This window comes from Riemerella columbipharyngis (assembly GCF_900101995.1).
In the GTDB taxonomy this organism is placed as follows: Bacteria; Bacteroidota; Bacteroidia; order Flavobacteriales; family Weeksellaceae; genus Riemerella; species Riemerella columbipharyngis.
Genome location: NZ_FNAS01000003.1, coordinates 50,427 through 65,658 on the forward strand (window position 1 = coordinate 50,427; position 15,232 = coordinate 65,658).

The 15,232-nt window shown below is 35.3% G+C and carries 12 protein-coding genes; 4 read left to right on the forward strand and 8 right to left on the reverse strand.

Going from position 1 to position 15,232, the window contains the following annotated elements; all coding sequences use genetic code 11:
* Positions 1-283 precede the first annotated feature (283 nt).
* Together hutH and BLS89_RS02720 are read right to left on the reverse strand one after the other, a co-directional pair.
* On the reverse strand, positions 284-1,777 hold the full coding sequence (gene hutH, locus BLS89_RS02715) for a histidine ammonia-lyase (protein ID WP_092735977.1): 1,494 nt from the start codon (positions 1,775-1,777) through the stop codon (positions 284-286).
* A gap of 117 nt (positions 1,778-1,894) precedes the next feature.
* Entirely contained in the window at positions 1,895-2,404 is a 510-nt protein-coding gene (locus tag BLS89_RS02720; RefSeq protein WP_092735978.1) for a ferritin, read from the reverse strand.
* 217 nt (positions 2,405-2,621) lie between these two features.
* Between BLS89_RS02720 and BLS89_RS02725 the strand changes: the two genes are divergently transcribed.
* Entirely contained in the window at positions 2,622-3,617 is a 996-nt protein-coding gene (locus BLS89_RS02725; RefSeq protein WP_092735979.1) for a D-alanine--D-alanine ligase, read from the forward strand.
* Between the two features lie 12 nt (positions 3,618-3,629).
* Positions 3,630-4,088: a pantetheine-phosphate adenylyltransferase gene (gene coaD, locus BLS89_RS02730; protein ID WP_092735980.1), complete on the forward strand. Its 459-nt coding sequence runs from the start codon at positions 3,630-3,632 to the stop codon at positions 4,086-4,088.
* 10 nt (positions 4,089-4,098) lie between these two features.
* On the opposite strand, the gene BLS89_RS02735 is transcribed toward coaD, so the two are convergent.
* Together BLS89_RS02735 and BLS89_RS10555 are read right to left on the reverse strand one after the other, a co-directional pair.
* A complete protein-coding gene (locus BLS89_RS02735) occupies positions 4,099-4,611 on the reverse strand; it encodes a DUF2480 family protein (protein WP_092735981.1) in 513 nt (170 codons plus the stop codon).
* 81 nt (positions 4,612-4,692) lie between these two features.
* The gene (locus BLS89_RS10555; RefSeq protein ID WP_176763226.1) at positions 4,693-4,845 is read right to left on the reverse strand and encodes a hypothetical protein; all 153 of its coding nucleotides are present in this window, start codon (positions 4,843-4,845) and stop codon (positions 4,693-4,695) included.
* A gap of 1,150 nt (positions 4,846-5,995) precedes the next feature.
* On the opposite strand from BLS89_RS10555, the gene BLS89_RS02740 reads away from it, so the two are divergent.
* Positions 5,996-7,918 (forward strand): outer membrane beta-barrel protein, encoded by a 1,923-nt coding sequence (locus BLS89_RS02740; RefSeq protein ID WP_092735982.1) that lies wholly within the window; start codon positions 5,996-5,998, stop codon positions 7,916-7,918.
* Between the two features lie 236 nt (positions 7,919-8,154).
* Here BLS89_RS02740 and BLS89_RS02745 read toward each other — a convergent pair whose 3' ends face one another.
* From BLS89_RS02745 to BLS89_RS02760, 4 genes are read right to left on the reverse strand one after another with little or no spacing between them, the layout of a single operon-like run.
* Positions 8,155-8,667, reverse strand: a complete 513-nt coding sequence (locus BLS89_RS02745; RefSeq protein ID WP_092735983.1) for an SPOR domain-containing protein — start codon at positions 8,665-8,667, stop codon at positions 8,155-8,157.
* A gap of 46 nt (positions 8,668-8,713) precedes the next feature.
* A complete protein-coding gene (locus BLS89_RS02750; protein WP_092735984.1) occupies positions 8,714-10,471 on the reverse strand; it encodes an OstA-like protein in 1,758 nt (585 codons plus the stop codon).
* The gene (locus BLS89_RS02755; protein WP_092735985.1) at positions 10,455-10,928 is read right to left on the reverse strand and encodes a Fur family transcriptional regulator; all 474 of its coding nucleotides are present in this window, start codon (positions 10,926-10,928) and stop codon (positions 10,455-10,457) included. Before BLS89_RS02755 ends, BLS89_RS02750 begins: the two co-directional genes overlap by 17 nt.
* Positions 10,929-10,939: 11 nt before the next feature.
* Positions 10,940-12,928, reverse strand: coding sequence for a KUP/HAK/KT family potassium transporter (locus BLS89_RS02760; protein ID WP_092735986.1), 1,989 nt, complete (start codon positions 12,926-12,928; stop codon positions 10,940-10,942).
* A 279-nt stretch (positions 12,929-13,207) separates the two neighbouring features.
* Between BLS89_RS02760 and BLS89_RS02765 the strand changes: the two genes are divergently transcribed.
* Positions 13,208-15,127, forward strand: a complete 1,920-nt coding sequence (locus tag BLS89_RS02765) for an ABC-F family ATP-binding cassette domain-containing protein (RefSeq protein WP_092735987.1) — start codon at positions 13,208-13,210, stop codon at positions 15,125-15,127.
* Positions 15,128-15,232 lie beyond the last annotated feature (105 nt).

Below are 15,232 nucleotides of genomic sequence, written 5' to 3' on the forward strand. Positions count from 1 at the left end.
AAGTTAAATTTGGTTAAACCCGCATTCAGGAGTATATTTTTTTTATTTTTGGGGCATATCGGCATCCCTCACCAAGTCTACCGACCGCCAAGTCCGCCAAGTTTGCCAACCGCAGGTTTGCCGTCGGGCTATCCGTTGCAATCTTTTTGTGAGGCACGAGCAAAAAGGATTTCCACTTCTATTTCTCACGCGATCACCCGCACAAGCCCAAGAGGGTGCGTCCGTGAAAGAAAAAGATTTGATTAAAATTTAAACAGGTTCTAAATATGATTCAGCTATAAGCCTAAACCTCTACCTTGAATTTTCTTTGTCTAATCATCTCGGCGATTTTCAGAATATCTTCCCCGATGAGGCGGTCGTCCTCAAGTTTTGGTACTTCCGAACGAATAAGCGCAATTGCCTCTTCTATAATAAGCGAAGATTTTGCAGGACGGCGGAATTCTATTCCCTGAGCGGCAAACATAAGCTCTATGGCAAAGATATTCACGAGATTGTCCAAAACTCTATTGAGCTTCCTGCCGGAGATACTGCCCATAGAAACATGGTCTTCTTGCCCTAAGCTGGTGGGAATAGAGTCTGCCGAAGCAGGGAAACAGAGTGTTTTGTTTTCGGTTACTAAAGCGGCTGAAGTATACTGTGGGATCATAAAACCAGAATTGAGTCCGGAGCTTTCGGTAAGGAGTCTTGGCAATCCGAATTTTCCCTCTAAAAGGAGGTAGCTTCGTCTATCCGAAATATTCCCCAGTTCAGCGGCGGCTAATGTAGCGTAGTCTAATGGTAACGCCATCAGCTGTCCGTGGAAATTGCCACCGGAGACACTTTCCTCGGCACTGAGGACGATAGGGTTATCCGTTACAGAATTGAGTTCCGTTTCTGCCATTTCTTTCAGATGCTCGTAGGCGTTTCTACTTGCACCGTGTACCTGGGGCACACATCGCATAGAGTAGGGGTCTTGCACACGATTACAATTTTCATGGGCTTTCATATTCTCCGAATGGTTGAGAAGTTTAAGCATTCTTGATGCCGTTTTTTTACTGCCTCGGAAAGGTCTTATTTTATGCAATTCTTTTTTGAAAGGACTTTTAGAGCCTCTGTAAGCCTCAATGCTCATCGCTGCCGAGAGGTCTGCCAGGTTTAGCAGATAGTTCATTTTTTCTAAAGCGACTATGGCGTGAGCGAGGATAAACTGCGTTCCGTTAATGAGTCCGAGTCCTTCCTTTGGCCCTAATTTTAGAGGCTCTATACCGTGTTTTTTTAGTACAGGTGCTGTATCTGTGGGGGTATCTTTGTCCCAAACTTTACCTAAACCGATAAGCGGAAGCACTAAATGCGACAGCGGAGCCAAATCCCCTGAAGCCCCTACGGAGCCTTGTTCTGGTACTACGGGGATGATGTCTTTGTCAATCATAAAGATAAGCCTCTCTATCATTTCTAAGGAAACCCCTGAGTATCCTTTGGATAGGGCGTGTACCTTTGCAATCATCATCAGTTTTGATATTTTTTTATCAATTGGTTTCCCTACGCCCACAGCGTGGCTGATGATAAGGTTGTGCTGCAGCTGTGCCGTTTCTTCCTTGGAGATTTTCGTATCGCATAGTGGCCCAAATCCTGTATTGATACCATATACAGTGCGGTCTGATGCTACTATTTGAGCAACATCGTCTTGAGATTTCAGGATTTGAGTTTTGCTTTTTTTATTAAGTTTTGCTTTTTTCGTTCCTTGAGCGATAGCTAAAATATCATCTATACTAAAGCGGTCTATTCCGTAGATAAGCATAATCTTTAAGATTTTTGGTTAATGATTTCAATGATAATAAAAAAAGTCCTACCTAAAAAAATAAAGTAGAACTTTTTGTTTGAAAACTAAAATAATTGTAAATCAATATTTTGATGATCATTCAGCTGTAGTATCTTGTAATTTTCTTTGTGCCAATTCTTGGTCAAATAGGAAAAGAGCAGAATTGTTGTCTTTTACCATTTTGATTTTTACCAAAAGTTGAGAGGCACTTGCCTCTTCTTCTACCTGCTCGTTGATAAACCATTGGAGAAAAGAAACCGTAGCATAGTTCTCTTCATCATTAGCTGTTTTATAAATATTGAAGATACTTTTAGTAACTTCTTTTTCGTGTGCTAAGGCTCTTTCAAAAATATCTACAGCATCTTTGAAATCGTGAGGCGGAGCATCTACTTTGGACATAATAACAGTACCGCCAATGTTATTGATAAAATCAAAAATTTTATCGGCGTGTGCCAATTCTTCTTTAGCCTGTACACGGAAATAGTTTGCAATACCGTCTAAATCCTGCGTGTAAAACCAAGCTGCCATAGCCAAATAATATTGTGCAGCATATTGTTCCTTTGCGATTTGCTCGTTTAGCAATTTTTCTATTTTTTCACTAATCATAATCGTATAATATTTAATATGATGCAAAAATACTGAATAAAGTATCCCGTGTAAAGAGCGTGTGCTAATTTTTTTTTATTGTAAATATACATAAAGTGTTGCTGGATTTCAAAATGGGCTGTGGGATTATGTTTGAATGCTAAATTAGAATATCTATAAAAAATAATAATGAATTATCCTTCAAAATTTTTACATTTGCAGGACTAAATATTTACCAATGTCAAAGAAAAGTGTAGCCGTAGTAATGGGCGGTTTTTCCGATGAGTATGAGGTTTCTCTAAAGAGTGGACAGTTGATATTTGATTCTTTAGACCGCAGTCTTTACGAGGTTTATAAAGTTCATATTCTGAAAGAAGGTTGGTTTTTTGTCGATGAAAATGGGCAAAGGTATCCTATTGATAAAAGTGATTTTTCCGCAACATTGCCAAGCGGAGCGTCTATTAAATTTGATGTTTGTTTTAATACGATACACGGTACACCAGGGGAGAATGGACTGATGCAGGGCTATTGGGATATGATTGGGCAGAGATATACTGGCTGTTCTTTCTATGCCAGCGCATTAACTTTTAATAAAAAAGATACTTTGGCAGTACTTTCTAAATACGATATTCCTTCGGCAAAGAGTGTTTATATTAGGAGAGGAGATTGCTATAATGAAGATGATATCGTAAAAGAACTCGGTCTTCCTCTATTTGTGAAGCCTAACCAAAGCGGATCGTCTTTAGGTGCGTCTAAGGTAAACGAAAAAATAGAGTTGAATGCGGCTATAGAAAGAGCATTCGAACAAGATGACGATGTCCTTATAGAGGCATTCTTGGAAGGGACAGAGGTTTCGGTAGGCGTGCTGGACTATCAAGGAGAAACGATAGTTTTGGGAATCACAGAGATTGTTTCGGAAAACGAATTTTTTGATTTTGATGCAAAATACAACGGAGAGTCTCAAGAGATTACGCCGGCACGATTAGACGATAGCACAAAGGAAAAAGTAGAATGTATTGCCAAAAGAGCCTATAAAGCACTTAATATGAGTGGGTTTTCTCGTAGTGAATTTATCATTATAGACGGAGTGCCGTATATGCTCGAGATGAATACAAACCCGGGATTTTCTCCTGCAAGTATATTGCCGCAGCAGGCAGGCATCTATGGAATTTCTATAAAAGACCTTTGCGGAAATGAAGTGGAGAAGGCATTAGCAAAAAATAATAAACACTAAATAAAGATAAAAATGAAAATTGCAGTGTTTCCGGGGTCTTTTGATCCGATTACTCTTGGGCATTATGATATTATAGAGAGGGCTTCGGGGCTTTTTGATAAACTGATAATTGCCATCGGACACAATTCTCAAAAAAAATATATGTTTCCTCTTGAAAAAAGAATGGAGTTTATCTTGGATTCTGTAAAAAAGTTTGATAATGTAGAGGTTGATTCTTTCGAAGGGCTTACAGTGGATTATTGCATGGAGAAGAATGCCCAGTTTATTCTAAGAGGGCTTAGAAATCCGGCAGACTTTGAGTTTGAAAAAGCCATTGCACATACCAATAGAACCATTGCTCATAAGAAATTGGAAACGGTTTTTCTCCTGACTTCTTCGGGGAAATCGTTTATCAGTAGCAGTATAGTGCGGGAAATCATTGGGCACGGAGGTAATTACAGACTTTTGGTTCCGGATGCGGTAAGGGTTTAGTTTTTACTTTTTACTTCTTTTTGAATATAGGGACATTGCTGCACGCTTCACCGAACATTAACGATTTCACGATAGGGAGTAGTCTTTCTACCAATTCTATATAGGCATTTTCCGGTATTGGTTTGTCCGAGCAGCCTTTTACCAAAACTCTCTTATCCTCAAAGTCCGAAAAGTCATAATTTTTAATGGCATCGTGGAGGAGTATTGTTTCCAAATCTTGTTGCGTTCCGAAAACTATTTTTTGGGTAACGGGGGAGAGCTTGGCGGTGATCAAGAAGTAAGACCACAGCGGTACAATGGCATCTGCGGAGTTATAGACATAGACAAAAGCGTCCTGATACAGCTCTGCTGACAACTCTGCCACGCTATTGCGAAAATCTTTTTCTTTAAGGATAAGCCCCTCGTATAGGAAGTCTTTTAGGTCTATTCCTATTCTTTTTCCTTTGGGAATGAGGTCGGACAAGTCGAAGTTTATCAATCCGCTTGTGGCTACTTTATTTTTTATTTCAAATTCTTTTTCCATTTTTTCAATGATTAGAGACTACAAATATAATGAGAGTTCGGATTTATTGAATGAAATTTTAATAGAGTTTAAAGATAATGATTATCTTATCCAAGTCATTCTTTTCTCTATGGGATTGTTGTGGGTTTTTCGGAAGTCTTCGGCTTCTTTGGTTACTCTATCGAATAGTTCTTTCCCTGACATTTTTTTTCTTTGGCTATCGTACATCGTTACTCCTTTGTTGTTGTTTTTCATAAATGTTTTTCTGGTAAATAGTGCGGGGTTTTCTAATAACTTTTTTTAGGTTGGTCTTTTCCCATTTTATTGTGGGGGTATCCTTTACCAAAATTTTTTGTGTTAATATTTTGTCTTTCAGGTAAAAATGCCATTATAGTTTATAAAAGGGATATTTCCAGTTTTTTTAAATCAGTTTCCCTTTTTGCATTCTTTGTCATTTTCCACTCAGAAAGATTATTGTCTATTATGAGCTGATATTCCAGATGTGTATTGATATTTTTGAAAGAATAATAAAACACTTGGGTATTAATTTTATAATTATGAAAAATAAAGTAAATAGAATTGTATTTCTCGTTGAATGATAATTTATAGCGAAATATTTTTCATTTATCTATTAATTAATCTCGTCTTGATCTTGAACTGAAGCCATAGCTAAATATCTGATCTTTTTCGCAGCACAATCGTACGCTTCTTCGTAAGTTGTTCTATAGTAAGTAATATCAATTATAAGTATAATTTTTATATACGGTGTTTTTTTTGTAGAAAAAATTAAGATATGATATTGTATTTTTATTAAATGTTCTTTAATAAAGGTAATTATATAATACCTTGTAAAAGATTATATGCTTAATGGCTACAATCGAACACCGAATGAGGGTTTGATATTTTTTAGGTCTTTTTCGGCATCTTTCGGAAGTTTTAGGGTCCTTTAATTATTTTATAGAATGGGTTTTTTGTTATAATTTTTTAGTTACAGATATTTTATCATTAGATAGAGTAGCTTCAAAGGCATCTGTAAAAATATCGGTCTATATCAATATAAGATCAATGGATAAGGCTTATTAGTAAAATCTTTTAGGATAGAAAATATTGATTGTAGACATATTCATATCTTTCATATTACTAAATGCTTATTGAAATTGAATATTTGGTTGTGGATAGGATAAAAACAGTAAGTGAATTTAGATAAAAAAAGAGAATAATGTTTTTTAAAATATTGTAAATGAGGTGTATTATAAAAAAAATATATAATTTTTTGTTTTTTAAATATATATATATATTTGCAAGAATTAAACAACAAAAATTAAAATTGGGGAGTACATATATTATTTAATCTATTTTTTTTGTTTATTATCTTTAATTTTATATATAATCTAATATTACCCTAATGAAAAGTAAATTTATCAGTCTTATTATGGTAGCCATTTGTGGTAGTTTTCTATATGCACAAGTAAAGGATAGCCTTTACAAAAAGGAAATAGACACTGTGGTAATAAAACAATTGAAAAATACTTCGGAGAAAGCGTCTTATCGTATAGATAATCGCAGATTTGTGAAAAATGCCAATTTTTCTGATGGAATTACTCGTGTGGAATATGTAACGGCGGCAAGTAATAGTAAGACACTTTTTTATAAAGGAAAAAAAATAGAGCTTTTTCTCTTGAATGGAGTAAAATCCACGATGGACGAGATAAGTAATATCCCTATAAAAAGCATATCAGGTATAGAAATTTTGTATAATTATATAGATCCCTCTACTGGTGAGGGTATGCTAGCAATGAATGTGAAATATCGGGAAAAAATGGGGGTCAATGGCTATTTAGATGTGAGCAATGGCATAGGGCAAGAGTTTTTTAATGAAGGAGCAGGTGTGTTTTTAAAAAAGCAAAAAACTTTCATTAATTTTTCACATAATAATCTTTGGAATAGTAATTATGGTAGAATATTTCAAAGTTATCTCAACTCTATTACAAATTATAATTTAGATAGAAATCTTCATCAGTCGTTTAATTTATTTAGTGTAACGCAACATTTAGATGATAAGCAGTCTGTTAGTTTTAAGTTTTTTTATTCTGGAATAAATGAAGATAATAAAAGTGATAACAATGTGATAAATAATGGTATGAATATGGATTCTTATAATTCTAATTTTTTGTATGATAAGAAATTTGGTAAATATTCTTTTAAGCTTAATTCAGATTTTATTATCAATAAAAACGATTATTCCAATTCTTTGAATAGCAATTCTATGCAGACATTTAGGGAACTTGCGATAAGCCCGGTTTTAAATAAAAAAATCGCAAAAGGAAATTTGGGGCTTGCCTTTGTCTATACGCATCGTAATTTTGAGGCTGAAAATACCATTGCCAATGTAATAAACAAAAGAGAAAAATACCAAGAAGTCTATAATATTATTTTGTCTTCCAATTTAAATATACTAAAAGGATTATCACTTTCATCAAGTTTTAGATACCAAATATATCGTGATAATTTTAGCGAAAACAAATATTTTTTGCCTTATTTGAGAGCGGTAAAGACATTTAATAATTTAGAAATAGAGGCGATGTATAGAAGACAGGTTTATAATCCCAATATTTACTCACTATCTGGTGGTATATATCAAGAAAATAATGGTAGTATAGTATATACAAATCCGTATTTAAAGCCTCAAAAAACAGATTTTTTATCGGTATCTGTTTCCCCAGAAATCAAAAAAGGAAGTCTGTCTTTAGGTGTAATTTATGAGAAAAATAAAGATCAGGTCAATACTTTTAGCTATATAGAAAATAATCAATTGGTAGATAGAATAGTAAATATTAATAGTGAAGAAAAAGGTTTAGATTTTTCTTTTTCTTATCCATTATTTGAGAATTTTAGTATAAATGGCTACTATCGATTGATGTTTATAAAATCTACTTTTCAAAATTTTGAAATGAGAGACAAATATCATATAGCAGGGCTATCGGTGAATGGTCGTTTTTTTGAGAACTATAACCTATCTATCGATTCTGATTATAGAAATAAAAACTACCAAGCTAATTATTTTGTGAAAATAAAACCTGACATTTCCATTAGTGTTTCTCGCAGTATAGCGAAAGAGGTATACGCTAGAATCACACTACGAAATATCTTGGATAATGATTATAAAAGAGAGTTCTTAATACCCGATCAGAACCATAATTTACTGAAAAATAATAGCTATTCACCATCTCGAATGTTACTTCTATCTTTGTCTTACAACTTTGGTAAGAATTTTAGATCTGATAGCAAAAATCTAATGAATATAAATAATGATATCTTACCAAAGTGATGTTGTGATCTGATCAGAAGAGTATTGGATTATGTAATGGAAAAATAGATTTCTTCCTAATATTTATTGTATTTGAGCATTTTGATGAGTATAGTTGGAATTATGAAATGTATGGAAAATGTTAAATATTATACACAATAAGTATTTTTTAGTAGTTAATTGTCATCTTTATCTCTCTAATTAGGAATAATGAAATGAAGTCGTAATTTATTAAATATGCTTGGACAAAGCTAATTTTATAATGCTTCTACGCAAAAAATCATATACTTAATGGCTACAGCGGAGCCAAATGAGCGTTTGATATTTTTTAGGTCTTTTTCGGTGTCTTTCGGCGTGAAATAGCTCCCCGCCAATACTCTATAATAAGGCCTCATAGAACCGTCCTGCAAAACTTTGATATAAGGAAATTTTTTTCTAAAATCTAATGTGATTTTATCGGCATCAGATTTAGATTTTACCATAGCAATTTGAATTTTGTAGCCTAATAATCTTGGATGCTGTCTGCAAATATTGGTTTTGGATAATGTTCTTTTACTGGTAGAAACGATATTGTTATTGGTATTGTTGGGGTTTTGTTTGTAAGAGTTTTGTTTGCAATTGTTTTCTTGTTTGTTCAGAAGAGAGGCTATTCTATTATCCATAGTCATGGTATAGCCGTTTACAGAATCTTTTTGTGATATTATGGTCTGGGCTTGGGATAATAATGTATCGCTGATGATAAATAAGAATGCTAACAAAAATCTTTTCATTTCTAAAATTTTTACAAAAGTAATAAAATCTTTCCAAAGGGAAGTGTTATTCTTTATGTTTACGGTGAGGTTTTTTAGACATTTCTTTTTCTTCTGATTTTTTCTTGATTTCTAAGGCTTTATCGTATAGGCTATCATCGGATATATATTGAGTTTTGGGATATCCGGGGGTGTCTAAGAATATGTCGGTCCATTTTTTAGGACGGTCTTTGGTATTCCAATTAAAGTCCGGGAAAAATCTCTTTTCTTTTGGAACCATACTCATAGGGTGTATGTCCGTTTGTGCCCCTATATTGCAAGACACGATTTGCAGATGTTTTTCTTCAAATAAGGCTTTTATTTCTCCGCAGGTGGATAATGCCAGTCCTATTCTATCCATTGTTTTGGTCTTGTTATTTTCAGAATCCACATAGGTTATGGACTGGGCATTATTCAGAACCTTAGCTCTTTTGATTTCTCCGTTTTCAAAAATAGCCGTCATAGATTTTCCTTTGATTTGATTAAATTCATCTTTCATATTTAATGAATCGGCTTTACTAATAGCGAAAGCGTGTCCTATCACGCGGATAGAATCTACAGAATCTGCATTTTTATTAAGGTATGTTCTAATGGTGTCGCCTGATATCTGTTTGGTTCCGCTCCAGAAAATAGGTTTGCCTATGGCGTGTATAACGGCTTCTGTTTCGTTATAACTAATAGAATCTGTTCTTCCTTGGAGGTTTGTTTTGAAAATTCTGGCTTGTTTGTAGGCTTTTACGAAACTCTTCTTAGAGCCTGTACTGTCTGGTTTTTGGTAGGTAATGATTTTTTGAGCACCGAAGTATAACGAATCTGTTTTGAATATTTTTACGGCATAAGGATTTTTGGTAATCATTGCAGAATCTTGATGTTCAAAGATTTCGCCATATCCGCCCTTTATGTATCGGTTTTCATTGGGGGCGTCTAATGTTACATTGCCTTCACCTTTTCCAAAACCGGTCGTTTGGTTGAAATAAAGCTGGTCTCCTGCAAGAGTCTTGCCGTTGTAGTATATTTTTGAATTTTTCTCCAAATAGACTTCCTTAGTCGTCATTAGGTACCGCCCTTTTTCGGTATAGACATAGTTAGACGGATTTTCTTTGTTGATGATTCTCGTTGATCCGGAAAATACAGCCACATTGGTATTTTGATTTTGCTGGATATTGTTGCCTTCAAGTCGGTATTTATCGTTATCGATTCGTACATTGCCGGTTACATCTACCACTTTTGTGTTAATGAAATAAGTGGCAGTCTGCGTCCAGATGGTATTTTTCCCGTTGTATATCGTTCCTCCGGAGTTAAAATAAGCAGTATTCGGAACTCTGTCGTAGTAAAGTGTTTCGGTTTTAATGGTTTGTTTTGGGTCTGTAAGGACTACATTACCTTTTGCAATACCTTTTTCGGTATTACCATCGTATTCCATTTCGTCTGAGGTTAGGCGGTCGCCGTCAGCCGTCACCAAAATCACATTGCCAATAGCTTTTACAAAATTATCTTCTTGGTAGAAGATGACTTTGTCCGCTGTAAGTACAGCCCCTTTATGCTCGAATTTTACATTGCCGTAAAAAACGGGATTCCCCTCAAAATCATCAGGCTTTCGAGAAAGCGAATCTGAATGGACGAGACGGATTTTCTCATTGACTTCAGGGCTGTTTTTTTGTTCCGAAACCTTGAAATAAGGATCTTTGGCAATTGGGCGTTTTTGTTCTTTATTAGACTGGGCTACTACCTGAATGCCCAGCCCGATAAGAAAAATGAGCCAAAATATTTTACTTTTTATGACCATAGAAATACAGCGTATGGCTGTCTATTTTTACCCCAAAAATCTCTTCTATGGAGTCCTTTATTCCTTGTATTCTTGGGTCACAAAATTCAACTATTTCTTCTATATCCTTATCGGAATTTTTTTTGTAAATCACAAGATGATCGTGCTGTTTGTCGAAATAAGATTTTTCGTAAGAAGATGAAGAATTGGTTTTTTCTCCAAATTGATGCTTACGGATAAGCCCTGCATCCAAAAAGATTTCAATAGTGTTGTAAATCGTAGCTTTACTTACCTGATATTTTTTTTGGATCATTTTGAGGTACAAATCATCTACATTGAAGTGATGGTCCAGCTTGTATATTTCCTCCAATATAGTGTATCTTTCCGGAGTATTTCTGAATTTATTTTCTTGCAAATAATTTTTTAGAACATCTTTTATAATATCAAGGTGCTTGTCTAAGTGATTATCATTATCCATAATATCTCGTTTTATTTTTTGGAATTAATTGATTTCTGCTGAATGCGGCGGTCTCCGATAGGGGTATACATTAGCGGAGCGGATTCTACTGCAACATTGTGGGTGGCCAATCCGAATGCGGTAAAATCATCGCTACCCAATCTCCTTACAAAGTTATAAACATTCATTATTACTTTTTCTTTAACTGTCAATAAATTATCATTGATATAAATATTATCTATAATAACATATCTCAAATCCGGTGGTACATTGTGGCTCCTTAGAGAAGGGTGACTGCTTCGGTTGGGTATTATATCCTGCTCCATCATATCGTCTAGCACATCTTGGAAATAATCGTTAATTCGTCTGTCCACTTTAAATCCTAAATGGAAATTGATTCTATAAATAGTTCCGGGAAGAACCTCGTCTATATTATAATAAAAAGAATAAGGGTCTTCTTTGTTAATAATATTTAGAATGAAATAGTGGTCGGCACGTTTAGGTTGGGAGCGTATGATGGAATAGATGATTTTGGATTCTACATCTTCATCATTTTTGGCACGGCTAAAGAAAGCTAAATTGGTAGCATATTTTGGAATGGTCTCGTCTAATTTCATATCCTTGATGGTGGAAATGTAATTTTTAAGCTTTACAAATTTAATAAACTTAGTTTTAATAGCTCTACCATTAAACCAAGCGTACATACATATTCCGATAAAACCTCCTAATACGACGGTTATCCAACCTCCTTCTTCGAATTTGATAATATTGGCACTAAAGAATCCCAACTCAATTACGACATAAACAAATAAGAAAAGACCTATCACATATTTTTTTGTACGCTGTTTCACGAGATAGAAGCCTAATAAAATTGTTGTCATCAGCATGGTAATGGTAATGGACAGACCGTAGGCTGCTTCCATCTTGTTAGACTCCTTAAAGTAGAATACCACCACTAAACAGAATAATAGTAATCCCCAATTGATTTTTGGGATATACATTTGTCCCTTTACTCCGGAAGGGTAGTCAATTTCTTGAATAGGCCAAAAGTTGAGAGACATAGCTTCGGAAAATATGGTAAATGCCCCTGTAATCAAAGCTTGGCTGGCAATGATAGCCGCAGCCGTAGCTAAGATGACGGCAGGTACTACAAACCAATCCGGCATCATGGCAAAAAAAGGATTTTTACCTCCTAATGACAATTCTTTGTTTTGTAAAATCCAAACGCCTTGGCCTAAATAGTTGATAATAAGCATTACTTTTACAAATATCCAGCTTGCTCTAATATTTTTTGCTCCACAATGCCCAAGATCGGAATACAATGCCTCTGCTCCGGTAGTACAAAGAAATACAGCTCCTAAGATTATAATGGCACTTGGAGAATTGATGATTAGCTTTACAGCAAGATAGGGGTTGAATGCTTTCAGAATACTGAAATCTTGAATAAGATATACAAAGCCAGTAATACCAAGTACAGCAAACCAAACCATCATCACAGGTCCGAAAAACTTCCCAATGGAAGCCGTACCGAACTGCTGAACAAAGAAAATTCCTACTAAAATAATACAAGTAATGAAAACAACAGGTGTATGAGGATTATAAATTTGCAACCCTTCAATAGAAGACATTACCGTAAGGGAAGGAGTGATCACACCGTCTGCTACGAGGGCAGATGCCCCTATTATAGCCACCAAATACAGCCACTTTTTTTTGAATTCCTTAACGATTGAAAACAATGCCAATATACCACCTTCGCCTTTGTTGTCGGCTTTTAGGGATATTAGTACATATTTTATTGTGGTCTGGATTGTCAGAGTCCATATTACGCAAGACAATGCCCCCTCTATATATTCATCAAAAGGAAGTTGTCCGCCGCCGTGTCTGGCACTTACAATAGCTTTCATCACATAGAGAGGCGATGTTCCGATATCTCCAAATACAATCCCTAATGATACGATAACCCCAATAAAGGTTAGTTTTTTAGTGTCAAGATGAACAGCCCCGTCTTGATAATTTGACATAAGCAATGATTTTGTCCGCAAATTTAATCTAAAATCCTCATAAATAAAAGTTAATGATTGTTTAATTGAATGAGTATGATTGTAAGTTTTTGATAGTCAGTTGTTGTTTGTGTGTAGAAGGCTTTTATGGGAGTCCGTAGAACTTAATGTTTTGTAGAATTGGGAATAGAATCGTACTTAAAGTAATCTAAATAATTATTGTTAATACAAACTTTTTGTCGGCATATGTTTAATGCTTAATTTTGCACTTTATTATTTTTAACATAAAAAAACAATAAAGTGCTTTCAGTTCAGGGATTAGGATTACACCATTCGGGGAATTATCTATTTAGAGATGTTAATTTTACGATTAAAAAGGAGGATAAAATCGGTCTGGTAGGGAAAAACGGTGCAGGGAAATCTACGCTTCTAAAGATGCTGTCGGGAGAAATAAATTTTTATGAAGGCGATGTAGTACCGGAGGGAAATATCAGCATAGGTTTTCTGAAGCAAGATTTGGATTTTGTAAAGGGAAGAACGGTGTGGAATGAAACGATGCAGGCTTTTGAGCAAATCAATGCTATGAAAGCCGAATTAGACGAGGTAAATCACCAGCTGGCGACGCGTACAGACTACGAAAGTGAAGTGTATCACCAGCTCATCCACCGAATGACCGAACTGAATGACTTACTTCACCACCACGATGCCTACAATTTGGAAGGAGATATGGAGAAAGTGCTTTTGGGATTAGGTTTTAGGGCTGAAGATTTCGATAAAATCACAGATGAATTTTCAGGAGGCTGGCGAATGAGAATAGAACTGGCGAAACTTCTTTTGCAGAAAAACGACCTTCTGCTTTTAGACGAGCCTACCAACCATTTGGATATGGAGTCTATTATTTGGCTGGAAAATTTTTTGAAGGATTACCCTGGTGCCATTGTTCTCGTGAGTCACGATAAACAGTTTATGACAGCAGTTTGCAATCGTACTTTTGATATCAATAATAAAAAAATAGACGACTACAAAGCCAATTACACCAAATATCTTAATCTAAGGGCTGAACGCCGAGAAAAACTGGAACAAGCAAAGAAAAACCAAGATGCCGAAATCAAACAGATGGAGGATAATATCAATAGGTTTCGGGCAAGTGCTACAAAAGCTTCCTTTGCACAATCACTCATTAAAAAATTAGAGAAAATAGAACGCATAGAAATTGACAATGAAGATGTTTCTAAGTTTAATATCCGTTTTGTGCAAAGTATCGTTCCGGGGAAAGTCATTTTTGAAGCTGAGAATTTAGGAAAATCTTATGGAGACAAAAAGGTTTTTGATGATGTCAATTTTTTTGTTCAGCGTGGGCAGAAAATTGCTTTGCTGGGGCAGAACGGACAAGGGAAAACTACTTTGGCTAAAATCCTTGCAGGGGAGATAAAAGACTATACCGGTTCGTGGTCTTTGGGGCATAATGTGAATATTGGCTATTTTGCTCAAAATCAAGAAGAAGTGCTTAATCCTAATAAAACGGTTTTGGAAGAAGCCGAAGATGCCGCTACCGAAGAAACTCGCCCGAGAGTGAGAGATCTGCTGGGAAGTTTTCTTTTTCAGGGAGATGCAGTTACTAAGAAGACTAAAGTGCTTTCAGGAGGGGAGAGAAATCGTTTGGCTCTTTGTAAATTACTGCTGAGACCATTCAATACGCTCATTATGGACGAGCCTACCAACCATTTGGATATTCAGTCTAAGGAGATTATAAAATTGGCACTTCAGAACTTTGAGGGGACGGTTATCGTGATTTCGCACGATAGGGAATTTTTGCAGGGGCTTTGCGATAAGATATTCGAGTTCCGAAACGGAAAAATGAAAGAGTTTTTAGGGAATATTGATGAATACTTGGAGTACCGCCAGAAAGAAAGTTTGAGGGAGGTCTCTATGGAAAAAGCAAAATTATCTGAACCAAAGGAGGATAAAAAGATTATAAAAGAGGAAAATGCCAAGCCTCAGTTTATCAGTAAAGAACAAAAAAATATTCAGAACAAACTGAAAAAAGTAGAGGAGAAAATCACAGATTACGAAATAGAAATTGCCCGATTGGAAGGTATATTTGCTAAAACCAATCCCACAGAGGAAGAGCTAGCAAAGTACAACACCCTGCAATCCGAACTGGAAGAAATAATGCAGGAATGGGGAATCTTGTCTGAACAGCTGGATACACTAAGTTAGCAGAAGAGTAAAGGTGGTTTTTGTAGTCCTATTATTGTAAGCGTGTATGCTGGCTTTCTTAAGGCTTGTTTTATCTGGTGTAGATAATATTTTGTGGATTGTACA